Source organism: Salmonella sp. 741265055_HSA (genome assembly GCF_046569525.1).
In the GTDB taxonomy this organism is placed as follows: domain Bacteria; phylum Pseudomonadota; class Gammaproteobacteria; order Enterobacterales; family Enterobacteriaceae; genus Salmonella; species Salmonella enterica.
Genome location: NZ_JBKFSQ010000002.1, coordinates 114,201 through 133,021 on the forward strand (window position 1 = coordinate 114,201; position 18,821 = coordinate 133,021).

Annotated in this window: 17 protein-coding genes; 10 read left to right on the forward strand and 7 right to left on the reverse strand. The window is 48.9% G+C overall.

Going from position 1 to position 18,821, the window contains the following annotated elements; translation table 11 throughout:
• Window positions 1-6: 6 nt before the first annotated feature.
• The 7 genes from ACLD4K_RS01845 to ACLD4K_RS01875 all read left to right on the forward strand — a co-directional run bounded on the left by ACLD4K_RS01845 (window position 7) and on the right by ACLD4K_RS01875 (window position 6,079).
• Window positions 7-330: a YdbL family protein gene (locus ACLD4K_RS01845; RefSeq protein ID WP_000760414.1), complete on the forward strand. Its 324-nt coding sequence runs from the start codon at window positions 7-9 to the stop codon at window positions 328-330.
• A gap of 145 nt (window positions 331-475) precedes the next feature.
• Window positions 476-1,072, forward strand: coding sequence for a CDP-alcohol phosphatidyltransferase family protein (locus ACLD4K_RS01850; RefSeq protein WP_010835226.1), 597 nt, complete (start codon window positions 476-478; stop codon window positions 1,070-1,072).
• Complete coding sequence (locus ACLD4K_RS01855; RefSeq protein WP_183059615.1) at window positions 1,069-1,986, forward strand: phosphatidate cytidylyltransferase; 918 nt, start codon at window positions 1,069-1,071, stop codon at window positions 1,984-1,986. The genes ACLD4K_RS01850 and ACLD4K_RS01855 overlap by 4 nt, the downstream gene beginning before the upstream one ends.
• A 6-nt stretch (window positions 1,987-1,992) precedes the next feature.
• Entirely contained in the window at window positions 1,993-2,649 is a 657-nt protein-coding gene (locus tag ACLD4K_RS01860; protein ID WP_411011289.1) for a lysophospholipid acyltransferase family protein, read from the forward strand.
• Entirely contained in the window at window positions 2,624-4,384 is a 1,761-nt protein-coding gene (locus ACLD4K_RS01865; protein ID WP_058107835.1) for a bifunctional alpha/beta hydrolase/class I SAM-dependent methyltransferase, read from the forward strand. The genes ACLD4K_RS01860 and ACLD4K_RS01865 overlap by 26 nt, the downstream gene beginning before the upstream one ends.
• Window positions 4,374-5,684 (forward strand): phosphatase PAP2/dual specificity phosphatase family protein, encoded by a 1,311-nt coding sequence (locus ACLD4K_RS01870; protein WP_411011290.1) that lies wholly within the window; start codon window positions 4,374-4,376, stop codon window positions 5,682-5,684. The genes ACLD4K_RS01865 and ACLD4K_RS01870 overlap by 11 nt, the downstream gene beginning before the upstream one ends.
• Window positions 5,685-5,791: 107 nt before the next feature.
• Window positions 5,792-6,079 carry a hypothetical protein gene (locus ACLD4K_RS01875; RefSeq protein ID WP_077916080.1) on the forward strand — a complete coding sequence of 96 codons (288 nt, stop codon included), beginning with the start codon at window positions 5,792-5,794 and terminating at the stop codon, window positions 6,077-6,079.
• Between the two features lie 58 nt (window positions 6,080-6,137).
• Here ACLD4K_RS01875 and azoR read toward each other — a convergent pair whose 3' ends face one another.
• On the reverse strand, window positions 6,138-6,743 hold the full coding sequence (azoR, locus tag ACLD4K_RS01880) for an FMN-dependent NADH-azoreductase (RefSeq protein WP_057484300.1): 606 nt from the start codon (window positions 6,741-6,743) through the stop codon (window positions 6,138-6,140).
• 200 nt (window positions 6,744-6,943) lie between these two features.
• On the opposite strand from azoR, the gene hrpA reads away from it, so the two are divergent.
• The 3 genes from hrpA (at window position 6,944) to cybB (ending at window position 12,357) form a co-directional block, all read left to right on the forward strand.
• Window positions 6,944-10,846, forward strand: coding sequence for an ATP-dependent RNA helicase HrpA (gene hrpA / locus ACLD4K_RS01885; protein ID WP_411011291.1), 3,903 nt, complete (start codon window positions 6,944-6,946; stop codon window positions 10,844-10,846).
• Between the two features lie 63 nt (window positions 10,847-10,909).
• Window positions 10,910-11,710 carry a YdcF family protein gene (locus ACLD4K_RS01890; protein WP_411011292.1) on the forward strand — a complete coding sequence of 267 codons (801 nt, stop codon included), beginning with the start codon at window positions 10,910-10,912 and terminating at the stop codon, window positions 11,708-11,710.
• Between the two features lie 116 nt (window positions 11,711-11,826).
• Window positions 11,827-12,357 carry a cytochrome b561 gene (gene cybB / locus ACLD4K_RS01895; RefSeq protein WP_183059612.1) on the forward strand — a complete coding sequence of 177 codons (531 nt, stop codon included), beginning with the start codon at window positions 11,827-11,829 and terminating at the stop codon, window positions 12,355-12,357.
• Window positions 12,358-12,628: 271 nt separating this feature from the next.
• Here the strand turns inward: cybB and ACLD4K_RS01900 are convergent, their stop codons facing one another.
• The 6 genes from ACLD4K_RS01900 to ACLD4K_RS01925 all read right to left on the reverse strand — a co-directional run bounded on the left by ACLD4K_RS01900 (window position 12,629) and on the right by ACLD4K_RS01925 (window position 18,290).
• On the reverse strand, window positions 12,629-13,291 hold the full coding sequence (locus ACLD4K_RS01900; RefSeq protein ID WP_411011293.1) for a class I SAM-dependent methyltransferase: 663 nt from the start codon (window positions 13,289-13,291) through the stop codon (window positions 12,629-12,631).
• Between the two features lie 463 nt (window positions 13,292-13,754).
• The gene (locus ACLD4K_RS01905; protein ID WP_411011294.1) at window positions 13,755-15,305 is read right to left on the reverse strand and encodes a glycosyltransferase family 39 protein; all 1,551 of its coding nucleotides are present in this window, start codon (window positions 15,303-15,305) and stop codon (window positions 13,755-13,757) included.
• Between the two features lie 136 nt (window positions 15,306-15,441).
• Window positions 15,442-16,122, reverse strand: a complete 681-nt coding sequence (locus tag ACLD4K_RS01910) for an amino acid ABC transporter permease (RefSeq protein ID WP_411011295.1) — start codon at window positions 16,120-16,122, stop codon at window positions 15,442-15,444.
• Window positions 16,119-16,850: an amino acid ABC transporter ATP-binding protein gene (locus ACLD4K_RS01915; RefSeq protein ID WP_411011296.1), complete on the reverse strand. Its 732-nt coding sequence runs from the start codon at window positions 16,848-16,850 to the stop codon at window positions 16,119-16,121. The genes ACLD4K_RS01910 and ACLD4K_RS01915 overlap by 4 nt, the downstream gene beginning before the upstream one ends.
• Before the next feature lie 24 nt (window positions 16,851-16,874).
• Window positions 16,875-17,522, reverse strand: a complete 648-nt coding sequence (locus ACLD4K_RS01920; RefSeq protein WP_411011297.1) for an amino acid ABC transporter permease — start codon at window positions 17,520-17,522, stop codon at window positions 16,875-16,877.
• Between the two features lie 6 nt (window positions 17,523-17,528).
• Window positions 17,529-18,290: a transporter substrate-binding domain-containing protein gene (locus ACLD4K_RS01925; RefSeq protein WP_183060443.1), complete on the reverse strand. Its 762-nt coding sequence runs from the start codon at window positions 18,288-18,290 to the stop codon at window positions 17,529-17,531.
• Between the last annotated feature and the right edge of the window lie 531 nt (window positions 18,291-18,821).

Below are 18,821 nucleotides of genomic sequence, written 5' to 3' on the forward strand. Positions count from 1 at the left end.
GCCATAATGAAAAAGTATTTAATGCTATGGGTGCTGACGCTGAGCTTGCTCACACCTTCTGTGTGGGCCTTAACCCTGGACGAAGCGCGCACGCAGGGCCGGGTTGGGGAAACGCTGAATGGCTATCTGGTAGCCTTAAAGAATGATGCCGAAACCCAGAAACTGGTGCTTGATATTAATCATGCCCGCCGCGCCAGTTATCAGCAGTTAGCGGATAGCAACCATCTTCCCGTGGACGAGGTGGCGAAGATGGCAGGGCAAAAACTGGTTGAGCGCGCCAGGCCGGGAGAATATGTCCAGGGAATTAATGGCAAATGGATGCGTAAATAACCGCTTTCCGACAATTTTTTTACCGCAAAATGCATTGTTATATTGGTAATTTCTGAATTTAGCCGTTTGCGCCGAAATTAGGATAGCCGTGCGGCGTCATCTCTGATGGAGTGTCTCGCGTTGAGTCGTTTTTCAGAGAATACCGATGACGCTTTATCAAATTAAACCTGCTTTTCAGGCGCTGCTTCGCCCCGTAATGGCCTGGTTATATCGGCATCATATTACAGCCAATCAGATCACCCTTTCCGCTATGGCTCTCTCTATTGCGACCGGCCTGATATTGATTGTAGTGCCCCTGTATTTTCTGTTGCCCATCGTGTTATTTGCGCGCATGGCGCTCAACGCGCTGGATGGTATGTTAGCGCGCGAATGCCGCCAGCAATCTCGTTTAGGCGCCATTCTGAATGAAACGGGCGATGTGATTTCAGACATCGCGCTTTACCTACCGTTTCTTTTTCTGGCCGACAGCAGCGCGCCATTGGTGCTCGCCATGCTCCTGGCGATGGTGATGACTGAGTTTTGCGGCATATTAGCGCAAACGATCAACGGCGTACGTAGTTATGCCGGACCGTTTGGCAAAAGCGACAGAGCGCTGGTGTTTGGCGCAGGGGGGCTGGCGCTGACCTTTTGGCCTCAGGTGGCGCAGTGGAGCAATATAGTCTGGAGCATTGCTCTCGTATTGCTGCTTTGGACGACAGTAAACCGTTGTCGAAGCGCATTAATTGCGGTGGATGTCAAATGATGCTGCTCGAAAAATCCCTGCTCGTCATTTTTGCTCTTTTGCTGGTGGCCACTCTGGTAAATCGAATTCTGGTGTGGCGTCGTCCTGATAAGGACTGGCGCGAATTGGCGCTACGCATTCGGACCTGGTGGCTAATCATCATACTGTTTTCGCTGGCGCTATTGTGTCCGACCTGGCTGGCATTGACCTTTTTCGCCTTACTCAGCTTTATGGCGCTAAAAGAATTCCTGACGCTGGTTCCCTCCCGTCATTCTGACCGAATGCCGCTGTTGTGGATGTTTATCGCGATTCCCATCAATTATTGGCTGATTGGAATTGGCTGGTACGGCATGTTCGTGGTGTTTATTCCGGTTTATGTCTTCTTATTTTTACCGGCGCGTATGGTGATCGTGGGTGATACGCAGGGGTTTTTACGCACCGCGTCGCAGCTTCACTGGAGTCTGATGACCACGGTTTTTGCCTTTAGCCATGTCGCTTTTTTGTTGGTGCTGCCTGCGGACGGCAAACAAACCGGCGCGCTACTGGTATTGTTTCTGGTCGGGCTGACTGAGTTTAACGACATTGCGCAGTATTTATGGGGTAAATCATTCGGGCACATCAAAGTGACGCCGACCGTAAGCCCGAATAAAACCCTGGCCGGGTTGGCGGGGGGCGTGATGACAACGGCGCTGGCGGGACTGGCATTGGGACCGTTACTCACCCCACTAAATGCGCCAATGTCAATACTGGCCGGGTTAATGATTGGCGGCACCGGGTTTTGCGGCGATGTGGTGATGTCCGCCGTAAAACGTGATGCCGGCGTAAAAGACAGCGGTACGTTGTTACCCGGTCACGGCGGCTTGCTTGATCGGCTGGACTCCCTGATCTTTACCGCGCCGGTGTTTTTTCATTTTATTCGTTATTTTTGCTACTGAACCGTTATGAACCGATTTCTTCGCACCTTATTTACGTTGTGTCTTGTCTGGCCCGTAATCCGGTTGTGGCTTGGGCTGCGGGTGAAGCACCGGGAGCGACTTCCCCATTGCGGCCCGCTGATCGTGGTGGCCAATCATAATAGCCACATGGATGTGTTTGCGCTTTTGTCGCTGTTTTCGCTACGTCAACAGGGTTATGTTCATCCGGTCGCTGCCGCTGACTATTTTTTGCGTAACAAGTGGATGGGCTGGTTTGCGGTTAACATTCTTAATATTGTTCCTGTAACCCGCAAAGGCGGAGAGGCAAACCCGCTGGCGCGGTGCGAGCAAGCGTTGCGTGATAATAAAATCCTGATTTTGTTTCCCGAAGGAACGCGCGGCGAACCGGGAATATTATCGCCGCTGAAATCAGGAATCTGGCATTTGAGCCAGCGCGTGCCGGAGGCGAGCGTAGTCCCCGTCTGGCTATGCGGCACAGAGCGAATCATGGCGAAGGGGAACCGCATCCCGCTCCCGCTCTTTATTGATGTCACGATTGGCGATGCGTTGCATTCACACCCCGAAAAAAAGCAATTTATGGACGATCTCAGGTACAGACTGCTTGAGCTTCAGCAACAGACGTCAGGGAATCTTACTCATGCCTCACCTTCGCACGCCGAATAAACGGTGTTTTTTGACGAGTGACAACACTGAACTCTTCTATCGTCACTGGCCTGCAATGTCGGTAAGCACAACGCCGAAAGTCATTGTTTTATTTCATCGCGGCCATGAACATTCGGGGCGCCTGCAACATATTGTCGATGAGCTGGCGATGCCAGAGATGATATTTTACGCATGGGATGCCAGAGGACATGGATATTCTCCTGGCCAACGCGGTTATAGCCCGTCGCTCGCCCGCTCGGTACAAGATATGGACGAGTTTATTCGTTTTGTCGCCGCTGATAGCCAGACTCCGTTGGAAAATATCGTTGTAGTGGCGCAGAGCGTCGGCGCGGTGTTAGCGGCAACCTGGGCGCATGATTACGCGCCAAACATTCGTGGTCTGATACTGGCTTCTCCGGCATTTAAAGTGAAACTGTATGTACCGTTTGCACGGGCAGGGTTAGCCTTGTGGCATCGTTTGCGGGGTCTGTTCTACGTTAATTCCTATGTAAAAGGTAAATATCTGACGCATGATCCTGAACGCGTGACAAGTTTTAATCATGATCCACAGATTACCCGCGCTATTGCGGTGAATATCCTCCTTGATTTGTATAAAACATCGGTACGTATTATCGCCGATGCCAGTGCGATTACTTTACCCACACTGCTACTGGTATCCGGTAAGGATTATGTCGTTCACCGCCAGCCGCAGGTGGATTTTTATCAGGGGCTACGTAGTCGACTGAAAGAGCTTCATGTTTTTGCAGGTTTTTTTCACGATACGCTTGGCGAAAAAAACAGACATCTGGCATTTGAGAAAATGCGTTGTTTTATTGAGACGCTGTATAACTTGCCGCCGCAGCGTTTTGACTACCAGCATGAAGACCGCTGGAGTCCGGGCGCGGATACCTGGCGTGTACTCAGTGGAGGGGCTGCTCCCTGTTCATGGGATGATATCGCTTATCGTAGTTTGCGTTATGTAATGAAAAGATGGGGCGCTCAATCGGCGGGTATACGCCTGGGGTTTGAGACGGGATTTGATTCCGGTAGTACGCTGGATTATGTCTACCGTAATCAGCCGCAGGGAGGCAATATAGTGGGACGTTTAATCGATAAAAATTATCTTAATAGTGTCGGCTGGAAAGGTATTCGTCAGCGTAAGATTCATTTGCAAAACCTTATCCGTCAGGCGGTTCAAAAGCTGACAGAGCAGGGAAAACCGGTCCGGGTAGTAGATATTGCCGCAGGACACGGGCGTTACATCCTTGATGCGCTGGAAGATGAGGCGGCGGTTAGCGATATATTATTGCGTGATTTCAGCGAATTAAACGTCGCACGAGGGCAGGAGATGATTGCGAGCCGAGGAATGTCCAGCAGAGTGCGTTTTGAACGCGGTGACGCCTTCAATAATGACGAACTGGCGGCGCTGAAACCACGTCCGACATTAGGTATTGTCTCTGGTCTTTATGAACTTTTTCCGGATAACGCTTTGGTTCGACGTTCGCTTGCTGGGCTGGCTGCCGCTATCGAACCTGGGGGCATGTTGTTATATACCGGACAACCCTGGCATCCTCAGTTGAAAACTATCGCCTGGTCGCTTACGAGCCACAAAGATAATAAAGCATGGGTTATGCGTATACGCACGCAGGGTGAGATGGATGCTTTAGTGCATGAGGCGGGATTTGATAAATGCGCGCAGCTAATTGATGAATTCGGGATTTTTACCGTTTCGATGGCGGTGCGCCGTGGAAACTGAGCGTCGCAAGGTATTCATACAGGGTGCTGGTTGGCTGCTGCTACTGGCGCCGTTTTTCTTTGTCACCTACGCAAAAGTAAATCAATTTACCGCCTGGCGAGATACCCAATTCCATGATATTGGGAGCGTGGTACTTGGCTGGGAATCTGCCATTCCCTTTATTCCGTGGAGTATTGTTCCTTACTGGAGTCTGGATTTGCTCTATGGGCTGTCACTATTTATCTGCGCGACAAGCTTTGAACAATGTCGGCTGGTGCGCCGTCTGGTACTGGCGTCAGTTATAGCCTGCGTTGGATTTCTACTTTTCCCTTTACAGTTTAGTTTTACGCGTCCGCCTGTTTCCGGCGTTGCGGGGTGGTTGTTTACGCAACTTGAACAGTTCGACTTGCCATATAACCAGTCGCCGTCGCTACATATTATTCTTTGTTGGCTGCTGTGGAGGCATTTCAGCCGCCATCTTTCCGGTGGTTGGCGCAGGCTGTGCGATGGCTGGTTCCTGCTGATTGCCATTTCGGTTTTGACAACCTGGCAACATCATTTTATTGATATTATTACCGGTCTGATGGTGGGGATGTTGATCGACTGGATGGTGCCGGCACAGAGTCGTTGGCACTGGCAGGCACCCAATGCGGTTCGGTTCCGGTTGGTGCGGCGTTACGTATTCGGGATGTCCTTATGCATTATTGTGGGGGTATTGCTGGCGCCGTGGTCATTCTGGCCGTCGGTGTGTCTGTGCTGGCCAGCATTATCCTTGTTGATTGTGGGACGCGGCTATGGCGGATTCGGCGCTGCAGCGTTGTGTAAAGACAAAGAGGGGCGGTTATCGCCTTCCGTCTATTGGCTAACGCTTCCGTGGCGCTGTGTGATGTGGCTATCGATGCGTTGGTTTACGCATCGTCTGCCCCCGGTCAATCACATCGCCGCAGGCGTTTATCTTGGTAGTTATCCGCGCCACACCCCCATGCAAAACGCGGTGCTGGATGTAACCTGCGAGTTTCCTCGTGGCCTGGCAACAAGGTTGAAGACCTATTATTGCGTACCGATGTTGGATTTGGTTACGCCGGACGATGCGCAGTTACGGCAGGCGGTGGCTATGCTGGAGGCGCTGCGTGAGGAACAGGAAACGGTGTTGGTACATTGCTCGCTGGGGTTGTCTCGTAGCGCGATGGTGGTTGCGGCATGGCTATTATGCTATGGCCATGCCGCAACGGTAGAACAGGCGGTAGCATATATTCGTGCGTGTCGGTTACAGATTGTGCTAACGGATGAACATCTGGACGAACTGCGGCAATGGCAATAAAAAGTGACTCTGTAACAAATGGAGATATACTTCAGCGCGAGTTATTGTCGCAGACGTTAGCGAGTTGGCGATTTTTTCTACTTTTTACTCTCCTTCCTGGTGTATGGGTGATATTTATCTCCCCGCCAGGGGCGCTGCGCGTGGTTATCGCATTGTTGTGCGGCACGGCCTGTTTCGGCTGTTGGCGGATCTGGTTAGATAAGCGCTATTTTGTGCTGATTACGCAGGAGAATAACCAGCAAGCTGGGGAAGGGCTTTTTATTATCTGGCGGCGCGAAAGAGTGCGAACGCTAACACTAAGCGAACGTCAGCAGGGGGCGCTCAAACAATTTCGCCGCACGCTGGTTACGATAGTCGCTCTGTGGGGGATATGGCTATTCGCGCTTGCTCTTTGATTATCGCGAGACACGACCCCTACTCGCTGAGAGCCAACTTTCGGGGCAGTTTGAGCTATTAAGCGGCCACTACGCTGTCAATCGCAGCTTTTGCATCGGCCTGAGCTTTAGCCGCCACTTCCGGCCCGTAGGCGATGCCTTCGGCAAAGACAAAATTCACGTCGGTGATACCGATAAAACCAAGGAACACTTTCAGGTAAGGCGCAATCAAATCCGTCGGGGTGTCTTTATGGATACCGCCGCGACTGGAGAGAACCACCGCGCGTTTGCCGGTTACCAGACCTTCCGGGCCTTTTTCGGTATAGCGGAAAGTGACACCGGCGCGGGCAATCAGATCAAAGTAGTTTTTCAGCTGCGTCGGGATATTGAAATTGTACATCGGTGCCGCAATAACGATGACGTCGTGGGCTTTCAGTTCAGCAATGAGTTCGTCGGACAGCGCCAGAGCGTCCTGTTGACGTGGCGTTAAAGGCGCATCGCCCGGACGCATCGCGCCCACCAGCTCGCCATCCAGCACCGGAACAGGGTTGGCCGCCAGATCGCGGACAGTAATTTCATCTGCGACGTGTTTTTCGCGCCATTGTTCAATAAAATAGTCAGTCAACTGACCAGACTGAGAGTACCCTGCCAGAATACTGGATTTAAGAACTAATACCTTGCTCATGGGTGTTTCCTTTTATGTGTTTGAAGGGGCGTGCCCCGTTGCTTGTTGACACTTTATTCACAAATATGTCGCAGGGATAGCGCAATATATCGAACCCTTTGTTCGAAATTATTGAACAACGCACAAAAAGCCCCAATGTGGTACTCTATACCTATCATTTAAAACGATTTTAAACAGGCAGAATGCTGCCCAAGAGCTTTATGACTGAACAATCTACGTTGACGCTTCAGGTGTTACAGCAGCGGCTGGATGCACTGATGCTGCGCGACAAACAGCGCTTTGCGCGCCGCCTGCATGGCGTAAAGAAAGTAAAAAACCCTGATGCGCAACAGGCCATTTTCCAGACGATGGCGAAAGAAATTGAACAGGCTGCGGCGCAGGTCGCTCTCCGCGAAGCGGCGCGCCCCTCAATCACTTATCCGCAAAATTTGCCTGTTAGCCAGAAGAAACAGGACATTCTGGAAGCGGTCCGCGATCATCAGGTGGTGATCGTGGCAGGGGAAACCGGGTCCGGTAAAACCACCCAGTTGCCGAAAATTTGTATGGAACTGGGACGCGGAATTAAAGGACTTATTGGACATACTCAGCCGCGTCGCCTGGCGGCGCGCACCGTCGCTAACCGCATTGCCGAAGAGTTGCAAACGGAGCCTGGCGGCTGCATCGGCTATAAAGTTCGTTTCAGCGATCATGTCAGTAGCAACACCATGGTCAAACTGATGACGGACGGTATCCTGCTGGCGGAAATCCAGCAGGACAGGCTATTGATGCAGTATGACACCATCATTATTGATGAAGCGCATGAACGCAGCCTGAATATTGACTTCTTGCTCGGCTATCTGAAAGAGCTTCTGCCGCGTCGCCCCGATCTGAAAGTGATTATTACCTCTGCGACCATCGACCCGGAACGCTTCTCGCGCCACTTTAATAACGCGCCGATTATCGAAGTCTCTGGCCGAACGTATCCCGTAGAAGTTCGTTATCGCCCCATCGTGGAAGAGGCTGACGACACTGAACGCGATCAGCTACAGGCAATTTTCGACGCTGTTGATGAACTGGGGCGTGAAAGTCCCGGCGATATCCTGATTTTTATGAGCGGAGAGCGGGAAATCCGCGATACCGCCGACGCCTTGAACAAGCTGAACTTACGGCATACCGAAGTGTTGCCGCTGTATGCACGCTTGTCGAACAGCGAACAGAACCGCGTTTTCCAGTCGCACAGCGGACGCCGTATCGTGCTGGCGACTAACGTGGCGGAAACCTCGCTAACGGTGCCAGGTATCAAGTATGTGATCGATCCTGGCACTGCGCGCATCAGCCGCTACAGCTACCGCACTAAAGTGCAGCGCTTGCCGATTGAACCGATCTCGCAGGCTTCCGCCAACCAGCGTAAAGGGCGTTGCGGGCGCGTATCGGAAGGGATTTGCATTCGTCTGTATTCGGAAGATGACTTTTTGTCACGTCCGGAATTTACCGACCCGGAAATTCTACGTACCAACCTGGCGTCGGTTATTTTGCAGATGACCGCCCTGGGGCTGGGTGACATCGCCGCCTTCCCGTTTGTCGAAGCGCCGGATAAGCGCAATATTCAGGATGGCGTGCGTTTGTTGGAAGAGCTGGGGGCGATTACCGCCGACGAACAGCAAACGGCATATAAGCTGACGCCGCTGGGCCGACAATTATCTCAGCTGCCGGTCGACCCGCGCCTGGCGCGTATGGTTCTGGAAGCGCAAAAACATGGCTGTGTGCGCGAAGCGATGATCATTACTTCCGCACTCTCTATTCAGGATCCGCGCGAGCGCCCAGTGGATAAGCAGCAGGCTTCCGATGAGAAACACCGGCGCTTCCATGATAAGGAGTCCGATTTTCTGGCGTTTGTTAACCTGTGGAATTACCTCGGCGAGCAACAAAAGGCTCTGTCGTCGAATCAATTCCGCCGGCTGTGTCGCACCGACTATCTGAACTATTTACGCGTGCGTGAGTGGCAGGATATCTATACCCAACTGCGTCAGGTGGTAAAAGAACTGGGGATTCCGGTAAACAGCGAACCCGCAGAGTACCGGGAAATTCACGTTGCGTTGTTAACGGGGCTGTTGTCGCATATCGGGATGAAAGATGCCGATAAACAAGAGTACACCGGCGCGCGCAACGCCCGATTCTCTATTTTCCCCGGTTCCGGTTTATTCAGAAAACCGCCGAAATGGACAATGGTCGCAGAACTGGTGGAGACCAGCCGTTTGTGGGGGCGCATCGCTGCCCGCATTGAGCCAGAATGGGTGGAACCGGTAGCCCAGCACCTGATTAAACGTTCATATAGCGAACCGCACTGGGAGCGGGCGCAAGGCGTGGTGATGGCGACGGAAAAGGTTACTGTCTACGGTCTGCCGATTGTCGCCGCGCGCAAAGTGAATTACAGCCAGATTGACCCGGCGTTGTGTCGCGAGTTGTTTATCCGCCATGCGCTGGTGGAGGGGGACTGGCAAACCCGTCATGCCTTCTTCCGTGAGAATCTAAAATTGCGTGCGGAAGTCGAGGAACTTGAGCACAAATCTCGCCGCCGCGATATCCTGGTGGATGACGATACCCTGTTTGAGTTTTATGACCAGCGTATTAGCCATGACGTTATTTCCGCCCGCCACTTTGATAGTTGGTGGAAAAAAATCAGCCGCGAGACGCCGGATCTGCTCAACTTTGAAAAAAGTATGCTGATTAAAGAAGGCGCGGAAAAAATCAGCAAACTGGATTACCCGAACTTCTGGCACCAGGGCAATCTCAAGCTGCGTTTGAGCTATCAGTTTGAACCGGGCGCGGATGCTGACGGCGTGACCGTCCATATTCCGTTGCCGCTACTTAACCAGGTTGACGAGAGCGGTTTTGAATGGCAGATCCCAGGGCTGCGCCGTGAATTAGTGATTGCGCTGATTAAATCGTTGCCAAAACCGGTACGTCGCAACTTTGTTCCGGCGCCAAACTATGCTGAAGCGTTTTTAGGTCGCGTAACGCCGCTGGAGCTGCCGCTGCTGGACGCTCTGGAGCGTGAACTGCGCCGGATGACCGGCGTCACGGTCGACCGGGAAGACTGGCATTGGGATCAGGTGCCCGAGCATCTGAAAATCACGTTTCGCGTCGTGAATGACAAAAACAAGAAACTGCAGGAAGGGCGCTCGCTCGCCGGGCTTAAAAATGCGCTGAAAGGCAAAGTGCAGGAGACGCTATCGGCGGTGGCGGATGACGGCATCGAGCAGAGCGGGCTGCATATCTGGAGTTTCGGCGCGCTGCCGGAAAGCTACGAACAGAAACGCGGTAATTATAAAGTGAAGGCGTGGCCAGCGTTAGTGGATGAGCGTGACAGCGTCGCTATCAAATTGTTTGATAATCCGCTGGAACAACAACAGGCGATGTGGTGCGGTTTACGCCGTCTGCTGTTGCTCAATATTCCTTCACCGATTAAGTATCTGCATGAGAAATTGCCGAATAAAGCCAAGCTAGGTCTGTACTTTAACCCGTACGGCAAAGTACTGGAGTTGATTGATGACTGTATCGCCTGCGGGGTAGATAAGCTGATAGATGCCAACGGCGGACCGGTGTGGAGCGAAGCAGGTTTCACCGCGCTGCACGAAAAGGTACGCGCCGAGCTGAATGATACTGTGGCGGATATCGCGAAGCAGGTAGAGCGGATCCTGACGACCGTATTCAATATCAATAAGCGTCTGAAAGGGCGGGTGGATATGAGCATGGCGTTGGGGCTTTCCGATATCAAGGCGCAGATGAGCGGTCTGGTATACCGTGGTTTTGTGACTGGCAACGGCTTTAAACGTCTCGGCGATACGTTGCGTTATCTGCAGGCAATTGAAAAGCGGCTGGAGAAACTGGCTGTCGATCCGCACCGCGATCGGGCGCAAATGCTGAAAGTCGAAAGCGTCCAGCAGGTGTGGCAACAATGGATAAATAAACTGCCTCCAGCGCGTCGCGAAGATGATGATGTTAAAGAGATCCGTTGGATGATTGAAGAACTGCGTGTCAGTTATTTCGCCCAACAACTCGGTACGCCTTATCCTATTTCCGATAAGCGTATTTTACAGGCCATGGATCAGATTACGGCCTAAAAAGCCAGGCGACGACGTCTTTCAAAGAGATCCGGTACAAGTTCGGAACAAAAAGGAGGAATTATGAATACAACGCCATTTCCGGCGCTCTCTGCGGAAACATTGCTGGCGGTGAATACCGTCGGGCAGTGGCTGGCGCAAAATGATTTTTCCGGCGAACAACCTTATTCGTCGGATTGCGTCGTCCTGGCGGGCAATGCGGTGATCCCCACTATCGACGCGGCCTGTCGCATCGCCAAAGCGCAAGGCGTTCCTTTACTGATTAGCGGCGGTATAGGTCATTCAACGCCGTTTTTGTACGCCGTGATTGCCTGGCATCCGCGCTACCACACTATTCGCACAACCGGACGCGCTGAAGCCGCTATCCTCGCGGATATCGCGAACCAGTTCTGGCATATTCCGGCTGAGAAAATTTGGCTGGAAGATCGGTCAACTAATTGCGGCGAAAATGCCCGTTTCTCCTGCGCACTGATCCGTCAGGCGAAAGAAAACATTAACACGGCTATCGTTGTGCAAGACCCCACCATGCAGCGGCGCACTATCGCGACGTTCCGGCGCGTGACAAACGACGACACCGATGCGCCGCGCTGGCTGAGTTTTCCTGGTTTTGTTCCGGTACTGCGCCACCTTAATGACGGTACACGTTTTGCCAATGTTGAAGAGGGCATCTGGACGGTGGAGCGTTATCTGTCTCTGATTGCCGGCGAGCTGCCACGTTTGCGTGACGATGAAACAGGGTATGGACCGCGTGGTAAAGATTTTATCATTCACGTTGATATCCCACGTGATATTGAAAACGCATGGCAGGTATTGCAGGCAGATACTACGCTGCGCAGTGCGTTAGATCAGAGAGCTTTACGCTAAAAATCGCCCGTTTGCGAGGGTGAACGGGCAAGTGCGACCACCAATTCATAAATTTGATGAATTATTTATAAAAGCTGGTTATGTTGTCGCTTTACGGTTTTCATTCAGGACGCGCTATGGGCAATAAGTATTCCAGCCTGCAAATTGGTATTCACTGGTTAGTCTTTTTTCTGGTTATTGTGGCTTACGCCGCGATGGAGCTACGCGGTTTTGCGCCGCGTAGTTATCGGCCCTGGTTTAATATGACGCACGTTTCATGTGGTATCACTATTTTGCTTTTAATGGTAGCGCGCTTGTTTATTCGGCTGAAATATCCCACGCCGCCCATTGTTCCTCGCCCAAAACCGATGATGACCGGAATGGCACATTTGGGACATCTGGTGATTTACCTGTTATTTATCGTGCTGCCTGTTATTGGTCTGGTCATGATGTATAACCGCGGCAATCCCTGGGTCGCATTTGGCATTACTATGCCCCATGCCGCTGAAGCTAACTTTGAACGCGTAGATATGCTGAAATTCTGGCACGTCACGCTGGCGAATCTGGGCTATTTTGTTATTGGACTTCATGCCATCGCTGCTTTGATGCATCACTATTTCTGGAAAGACAATACGCTGTTACGGATGATGCCGCGTAAGCGTTACTGATCTTCCTGCATGACGTTTATCGCAGGCGGGGTTAACCGCTTTAGGCAAGCAAGGCATCTATCAGAGGGGATGGCGTATTCCATACAGAAAACGCCTGCGTCTAACCAGGACCCGTGACGCAGGCGAAGGAGGACGGGTCTACATCGGAAGCGGGTATTATACTTATTTGTATGATAAATAAAATAAGCAATTGCTATCCCGTAATTCAATGTTTAATCAACGGGTTAAACCCACATGATCGCGCTGTCCGACCGGTCGGGAGTGCCTACACTTACGATGAACGTGGCGTAGTGGCGGAAAATAGCGCAACGGCGCCATGTTGCTCCAAAGTCACCTTAGCGAAATGTTCGTCCAACACGCTGCGTAACGTATCGGCTGAATCATTGGTATTACTGAATATTCCTTTCTTGTTATAAACAGCCATCAATTTCTTGCCAAAAGCATTGTGAGGAACCTCTCTGCCCAGAATCGTGGCGCCAAAAAGTGTGCCGCCGGGTTTAAGCGCCATACCGGCATTTTTAATTGCCTTCGCTTTTGTTGTCATCTCACCAGGTAAGCAGTGCAGAAGATAGTACATCGAAACGGAATCGAAGCGCCCGTGCCAGTCCGCCGGGAACGTGTCGAAAACATCGTGTTGTAGTGTGGCGCGGATTTTCGTATTACCCACTCGGCTGGCGGCTATTTTCAGGCTATCCGGATTTAAATCCATCAGCGAAATGGCATGAGTCGCAGGTGCATGTTTCAGGTAATAACCTGTACCTACGCCAATATCCAGGTGAGTCTCGCCCATGTGATGCAGGAAGAAAGGAAGTAGTCGCGTATCAGTAGGACACTTCCAGGCATATTTGTTTGAGATATTGAGTACCCACCAGTCATATAAGCTAAGCGTGAATGGGTTATAGACTTTTGCGCCTGATTGTTGTGTATGCTTCATTGTTCTCTCACTAAATAATTTCGCGCTGGAATTAAAACAACGAAGCAATCGTTAGGCAAGCATTAATCAGGTGAGTGAGTAATTTAATGCGACGAATAAAGGCGACATTATGAATTAAGCGGCTATCTTAAAGAGGATAGAGGATAATAATAGCTGATAAATGAATTGGGCAGTCATATTATTATAAACTGATAATTAATAATCGTTAATATACCCATATTAAGCCCTATGATAATAGCAATGCAATTAAATGTAGGAGGAACAATATTTATTCATGCACATAAAGCGATTATTGCACTTTAGTTGATATTTTAAATGTTACGCTGAGATAGCCATCTTGATTTAATATCACCTACCCGGAGGCGATATGATTGAGGTTTTTGAAGCGTTTGGCTGGACCTTACTTTTAGGCGGTCTGGCAGTAACAGTACTGTTTATCACTGCACTGGATAAAAAACGGTAATCATTGCATTTGACGCGCCTGTTGAGTCGGTATTACAAATAATTGTACCTGAAATCTACCACTTCTGAAGTTTGCGATATTTTGCCATTCTGACGGCAAGGGGTAATCCTGACTAAAGTTACCGCCGCTTATCAACCAGACACGATGGTGACTTTTTGAAAGCGTTGTCAGAGTATCAATATATGTCTGATCGGCTTGCGCATAAAACAGTGATCCAAAGCCATAGGCATTCGGTCTGCCTGATGTTCCGTGTGCGTTAGGCGGTGTATAAAGAAACGTATGATAATCTCGCTTATTATAATACACATAACTTAAATAATCGAACATTTTACTGACTACCACGGCATCATTAGGCTGGTGGCGGGTATTAATATAGTTTACCAGTGGTTTAAACTCGTCTTTGTGCTCAGGGTTATTATGATATAAACCATAGCCGAATAATAAGGTGAATAAGATAAACCAGAAGCCACAAACCGCTTTTTTTGCGCGGGTAAGTAATACCGCGAGCAGGGGAGGAATGCTCAGAGATGAGAAGAAGAAATAACGATCGATAAATAACGGCATCCACCAGGAAATGATGAAAACCAGCATTACAGGGATGACCAGATTACAAAATAATATCAGCTGGTATCTTTCATATTCTCCGTTGCATAAAGATATTCGCCCCACAGTACCGATAAAACTTCCTACAGCCAGCCACAGAATGATCGACGGAAAACCCTGTCCGTTGTTTCCGGTAAAAAAATGCCAGTACATCGCAGGCAGGTCACGCCATGTTACGGGGGGAATCCAACCGATATCATTACCGGCTCTCAACTGCGCCAGATGAGTCAGTAAATTAAACAATACGGGCAACCAGGGGAGATAAGCGACAGCAATCGCCAGGTTGGCAAACCACCAGCCAGGAAGTTTAAGGTAGCAGGCCGTTTTATGGCTTTGGCAGGATAATATTGTTACTGCGATCCAGTGGGCAATAAGTGCAAACAGGGTGAAATAATGGGTGTAAAAGCTGAACGTCATAAGTAAAGCATACGCGATAAGATAGCGATTATGGGTGGGTGTTTTTATCCACATCATCAATGCTAACGCAGCAGCGAGCGTTAGCATTCCCATTAACGCGTACATGCGCGTTTCTTGACTGTAAAGGACTGCCATCGGCATCAGGGCGGCGAACCATCCCGCCAATAAGGCTGTACGCTCATTTGCCAGCCATCGCGTAAGCGCGATAACCAGCACAACTGTCAGGATCCCAAAGAGTAGACTGAGAGAGCGTACCGCTGCAATGCTATCACCCCATAATATCATCCAGTCATGCAGTAACAGATAATAAAGCGGAGGATGCACGTCAAAAGCGGCATGGAAGAGCAGATTGTCTACGCTATGGCGACTAATCAGCACGCTGGACGCTTCGTCACACCAAAGGTAGCGGTCAGTTAAAAATAGCAGCCGTATAAGGGCGGAGAACATGACAATGAGACAAACATGATATTTATACTTTATTTTTCTTAACCCATCGCCGGGCTGCCATATTGATAGTTGTGGTAGCGCCATAATATTCTCAATGGAGTAAGATTTAGACCAGAATGGACACCTAACGCAATAATGAGGGTTAAAACCTTAACCAACACTAAATAAAAATAACTTTGATAATGTCAGCGGTGAATTAATCAGAATAGTTCAGTGCAACTCAGTAATCCTGACCGTAATGGCGAAGCAGTCTATGCTCTAAAAACCGGGTCAAACCGACAATAAAGGTAACGCCAATAAGATACACTATGGCGGCAAAAAGGTAAGCATGGAAGAATTTAAAGCTGGTTGCCGCAACCTCCTGAATTCGCGCGAAAAACTCTGTATATTGGATAAGAAAAACGATGGTACTGTCTTTAAGGTTATTAATCACCTGATTCGTTAAGGCTGGAATGGAAGACAGCAATACCTGAGGCAGTATAATCCACAAAAAGACCTGCCGTTTGTTCAACCCCTGAACGACTGCTGCCTCAGTTTCATATTTATTCAATGCGTTATAGGCCGTTGTCATGTACGCGGCATTATATGCGCCGACATTTAAGGTAAACCCTGTAACCGCCACGGTAAAAGAGGAAAGGTGAATGCCAGATTGAGGTAAACCATAATAGATAACAAACAGAATAAGAATGAGTGGCGTACCGATAAAGAAATCCATGTACAGTCGAGTTATGGCTTTTACCTCGGGGCGATGGCTCAGGCTCAGAAAGAAAATAATAATTCCCCACAAAAAACCGGTGATGGAAACAATCAGCGCAAGTTTACAGGTTTCTTTAATACCATCCACAACAAGTGGCAGTTGTTCAGCCAGGTCATTAAAGAAAAGAGACCAGCCAGCGATCATCGTTGTGCCTCGCTAAAAAAACAGTGGATATCTGGATCCGTTTCTCGTAAGGCAAGATCGGTAAAAGCGCCTTCTGCACGAATCTTGCCATGATTAAGAAACGTTACGTTATCGCTTAGTAATCTGGCGAGGCGAATATCATGAGTGACGCATAATATAGTGACGCCATTGTCGTGAAGTTGCTTGATCAACATTCCGACTTCGCGAGTCATGAGCGGATCAAGCGCAGACGTCGGCTCATCAAAAATAATGAGTTCTGGGTCGGTGACCATTGTTCGGGCCAGGGCGACGCGCTGCTGCTGGCCGCCCGATAATTGCGAAGGGTACTTCGCGCTATGCGAGACCATATCAAGTTTTTGTAGCTCATGTAAGGCTTTCTCCCGAGCTAGTTGTCCCGGCATGCCAAACACTTTACATAGGGCAAGGGTAATGTTATCCATGACGTTAAGATGGCGATACAAAGCGTAATTCTGGAAGACACAACCGACTTTTTTTCTGAACTCAAGAGTAGTAAATTCTTTATCGTAAATATTTTTCCCGTGAAAATAAATATCGCCATAATCAGGCTCTTCTAATCGAAGCAGACAGCGTAAAAGCGTCGTTTTTCCACAACCCGATGGCCCCATGACTACTTTCATGTCTCCCGATTGAATTTTCAGACTAACCGTATCAAGAACCTTTTTTCCTGAATATTCCTTACTTATCTCTTTTAGTTCCAGTAAAGCCATGAGTATCACCTCTATTTTTATGCTTCAACTGATGCGATATTTTTTCTCAAACACTCCGGCCAGAAGCGTAAAAACTTTATAAATAATGAAATATAATACTCCGGCAAGCGTATAGATCTGTAACCCGTTTAGCGTGATGGCTGTCAGTGACATTGCCTGCTTCGCTATTTCAGCGATACCTACAGTATAAGCAAAGGGCGTCGCTTTTAATACAGAAGAAAACTCATTGATAATACCGGGCACAGAAAATCGCAACATCTGTGGCAGTTCAATATTTATTATAACCTGTAATTGACGCATTCCTGCTACTTTCGCTACCGTAATTTCGAATGGCTCAACTAATTTAAGCGCCCCTCTGAACACCTCGGCAAGATAACTCCCGCTGATTAAGCCGACGCTGAGGTTCATGGCCACCAGTGGTGAAACATATATGCCAATCGATGGCAATCCAAAATAAACAAGAAAAACAGCAATAAGTATTGGAATTCCCCGAAGAATAAAGACCAGTACGTCGAGCATCTTCTGTAGTGGAAGGGGGGATAGTCGCCGTAATACGGCGACTGTAAGCCCGGTAAAAAACGCTGAGAGAAAACAGGTAAAGGTTACAAGCAGCGTATTACCAATCCCTTCCAATAGGAAATAAAAGATAGCCAGCATATTACCTGATGACATAGCTTACTATTTCATCCAGCTATCGACGATGCCAGATATTTTTTGTGGTCCTTGCTCTTTAAGCCATAAGTTAAAATCATCGCGCACGGGGGAGCCTTTCTTAAAGGCAATGCCAAGTTGATCAACATTCTTGAAAACATAACGACTTTCTATCGGCATCTTTTTCTTATTTTTGAAGGTAAAATAAACCGGCTCTTCTATAAAAGCCAGATCAAGATTACCATTTTTTAGATCAGCCATCGTCTCATTATATGTTGGATACAATTTTACTTTACTTAACGAGTAGTATCCTTTGGGCTCCAGATCGTTTTTGATAAGGTCGGAGTAAGCCATTCCTCGAGGGTATCCAATAGAATATTGATTTAATTCATTGAGGTTATTGAGCGTTATTTTATGATTGGCCATACTGACCAGATAAAAAGAGTTGATGTAATAAGGTTCAGAAAAATCAATAACTTTCTTACGTTTATCTGTGATTGAAATTCCCGAAAATGCGACATCTGCCTGACCACTCGCCACTGCGCCAAGCATTCCATCCCAGGCATATTCGGTGATGTTTAGCTTACAATGCCGTGACTGACAGTAAGACGAAAAAAGCTCCAGATCTATCCCCTGCAATTTGCCATCAGCACTTTTAAATAACATAGGGGGAGAGGCCGGTGATACTGCGACATTGAGTGTTTTCCCTTCAACGATGCTATCAGCAAAAGCTGAAGACGACATTATTCCCAACACTATCATCGATAAGCCAAATTTTTTGCATAACATGCTATCTATCTCCTGTGGTAAGGTAATGCGTATTATACCCTTCATACTTCAAGTCGCTTATGTGTTGGCTACGGATTACTCGGCCCATCCATGGGCCTCGCCCTGACGGGCCGTCGCACGCGACGTTCAAATCTGCTCCCGGCAGATTTGTCACTCACCCCAGTCACATAGTTATCTATGCTCCTGGGGACTCACTCCCTTGCCGCCTTTAAGTAACTCGAATTATTTTGGGTATATAAATTAAGCATTAGGACGTGAACCTGACATTTGCAGGCGTAAAGTACTTAACGTTATGTATTCCATCGCTGTTAACTAATTTAATCAGGAGGTTTGACAGGAATCATCAAAGGGAATGGATTTAATATACCATGAGATATCAACTGGATATGAGTACAGAGACTCCATGAAAGGTGCAAATGTAAAGATACCATAGACATTAGTATACTGGACATAGTTTATGCTCCATTTACGCATACATATTTACATGATAAGCAGATAAATGCTTCAGTGACGGTGCCTTTAATGTCTCTA

What these genes read in the sequence shown, in the direction of transcription:
- ACLD4K_RS01845 (WP_000760414.1), top strand. Translation starts at nt 7, where the DNA reads ATGAAAAAGTATTTAATGCTATGGGTGCTGACGCTGAGCTTGCTCACA.
- ACLD4K_RS01850 (WP_010835226.1), top strand. Translation starts at nt 476, where the DNA reads ATGACGCTTTATCAAATTAAACCTGCTTTTCAGGCGCTGCTTCGCCCC.
- ACLD4K_RS01855 (WP_183059615.1), top strand. Translation starts at nt 1,069, where the DNA reads ATGATGCTGCTCGAAAAATCCCTGCTCGTCATTTTTGCTCTTTTGCTG.
- ACLD4K_RS01860 (WP_411011289.1), top strand. Translation starts at nt 1,993, where the DNA reads ATGAACCGATTTCTTCGCACCTTATTTACGTTGTGTCTTGTCTGGCCC.
- ACLD4K_RS01865 (WP_058107835.1), top strand. Translation starts at nt 2,624, where the DNA reads ATGCCTCACCTTCGCACGCCGAATAAACGGTGTTTTTTGACGAGTGAC.
- azoR (WP_057484300.1), bottom strand. Translation starts at nt 6,743, where the DNA reads ATGAGCAAGGTATTAGTTCTTAAATCCAGTATTCTGGCAGGGTACTCT.
- hrpA (WP_411011291.1), top strand. Translation starts at nt 6,944, where the DNA reads ATGACTGAACAATCTACGTTGACGCTTCAGGTGTTACAGCAGCGGCTG.
- ACLD4K_RS01890 (WP_411011292.1), top strand. Translation starts at nt 10,910, where the DNA reads ATGAATACAACGCCATTTCCGGCGCTCTCTGCGGAAACATTGCTGGCG.
- cybB (WP_183059612.1), top strand. Translation starts at nt 11,827, where the DNA reads ATGGGCAATAAGTATTCCAGCCTGCAAATTGGTATTCACTGGTTAGTC.
- ACLD4K_RS01900 (WP_411011293.1), bottom strand. Translation starts at nt 13,291, where the DNA reads ATGAAGCATACACAACAATCAGGCGCAAAAGTCTATAACCCATTCACG.
- ACLD4K_RS01905 (WP_411011294.1), bottom strand. Translation starts at nt 15,305, where the DNA reads ATGGCGCTACCACAACTATCAATATGGCAGCCCGGCGATGGGTTAAGA.
- ACLD4K_RS01910 (WP_411011295.1), bottom strand. Translation starts at nt 16,122, where the DNA reads ATGATCGCTGGCTGGTCTCTTTTCTTTAATGACCTGGCTGAACAACTG.
- ACLD4K_RS01915 (WP_411011296.1), bottom strand. Translation starts at nt 16,850, where the DNA reads ATGGCTTTACTGGAACTAAAAGAGATAAGTAAGGAATATTCAGGAAAA.
- ACLD4K_RS01920 (WP_411011297.1), bottom strand. Translation starts at nt 17,522, where the DNA reads ATGTCATCAGGTAATATGCTGGCTATCTTTTATTTCCTATTGGAAGGG.
- ACLD4K_RS01925 (WP_183060443.1), bottom strand. Translation starts at nt 18,290, where the DNA reads ATGTTATGCAAAAAATTTGGCTTATCGATGATAGTGTTGGGAATAATG.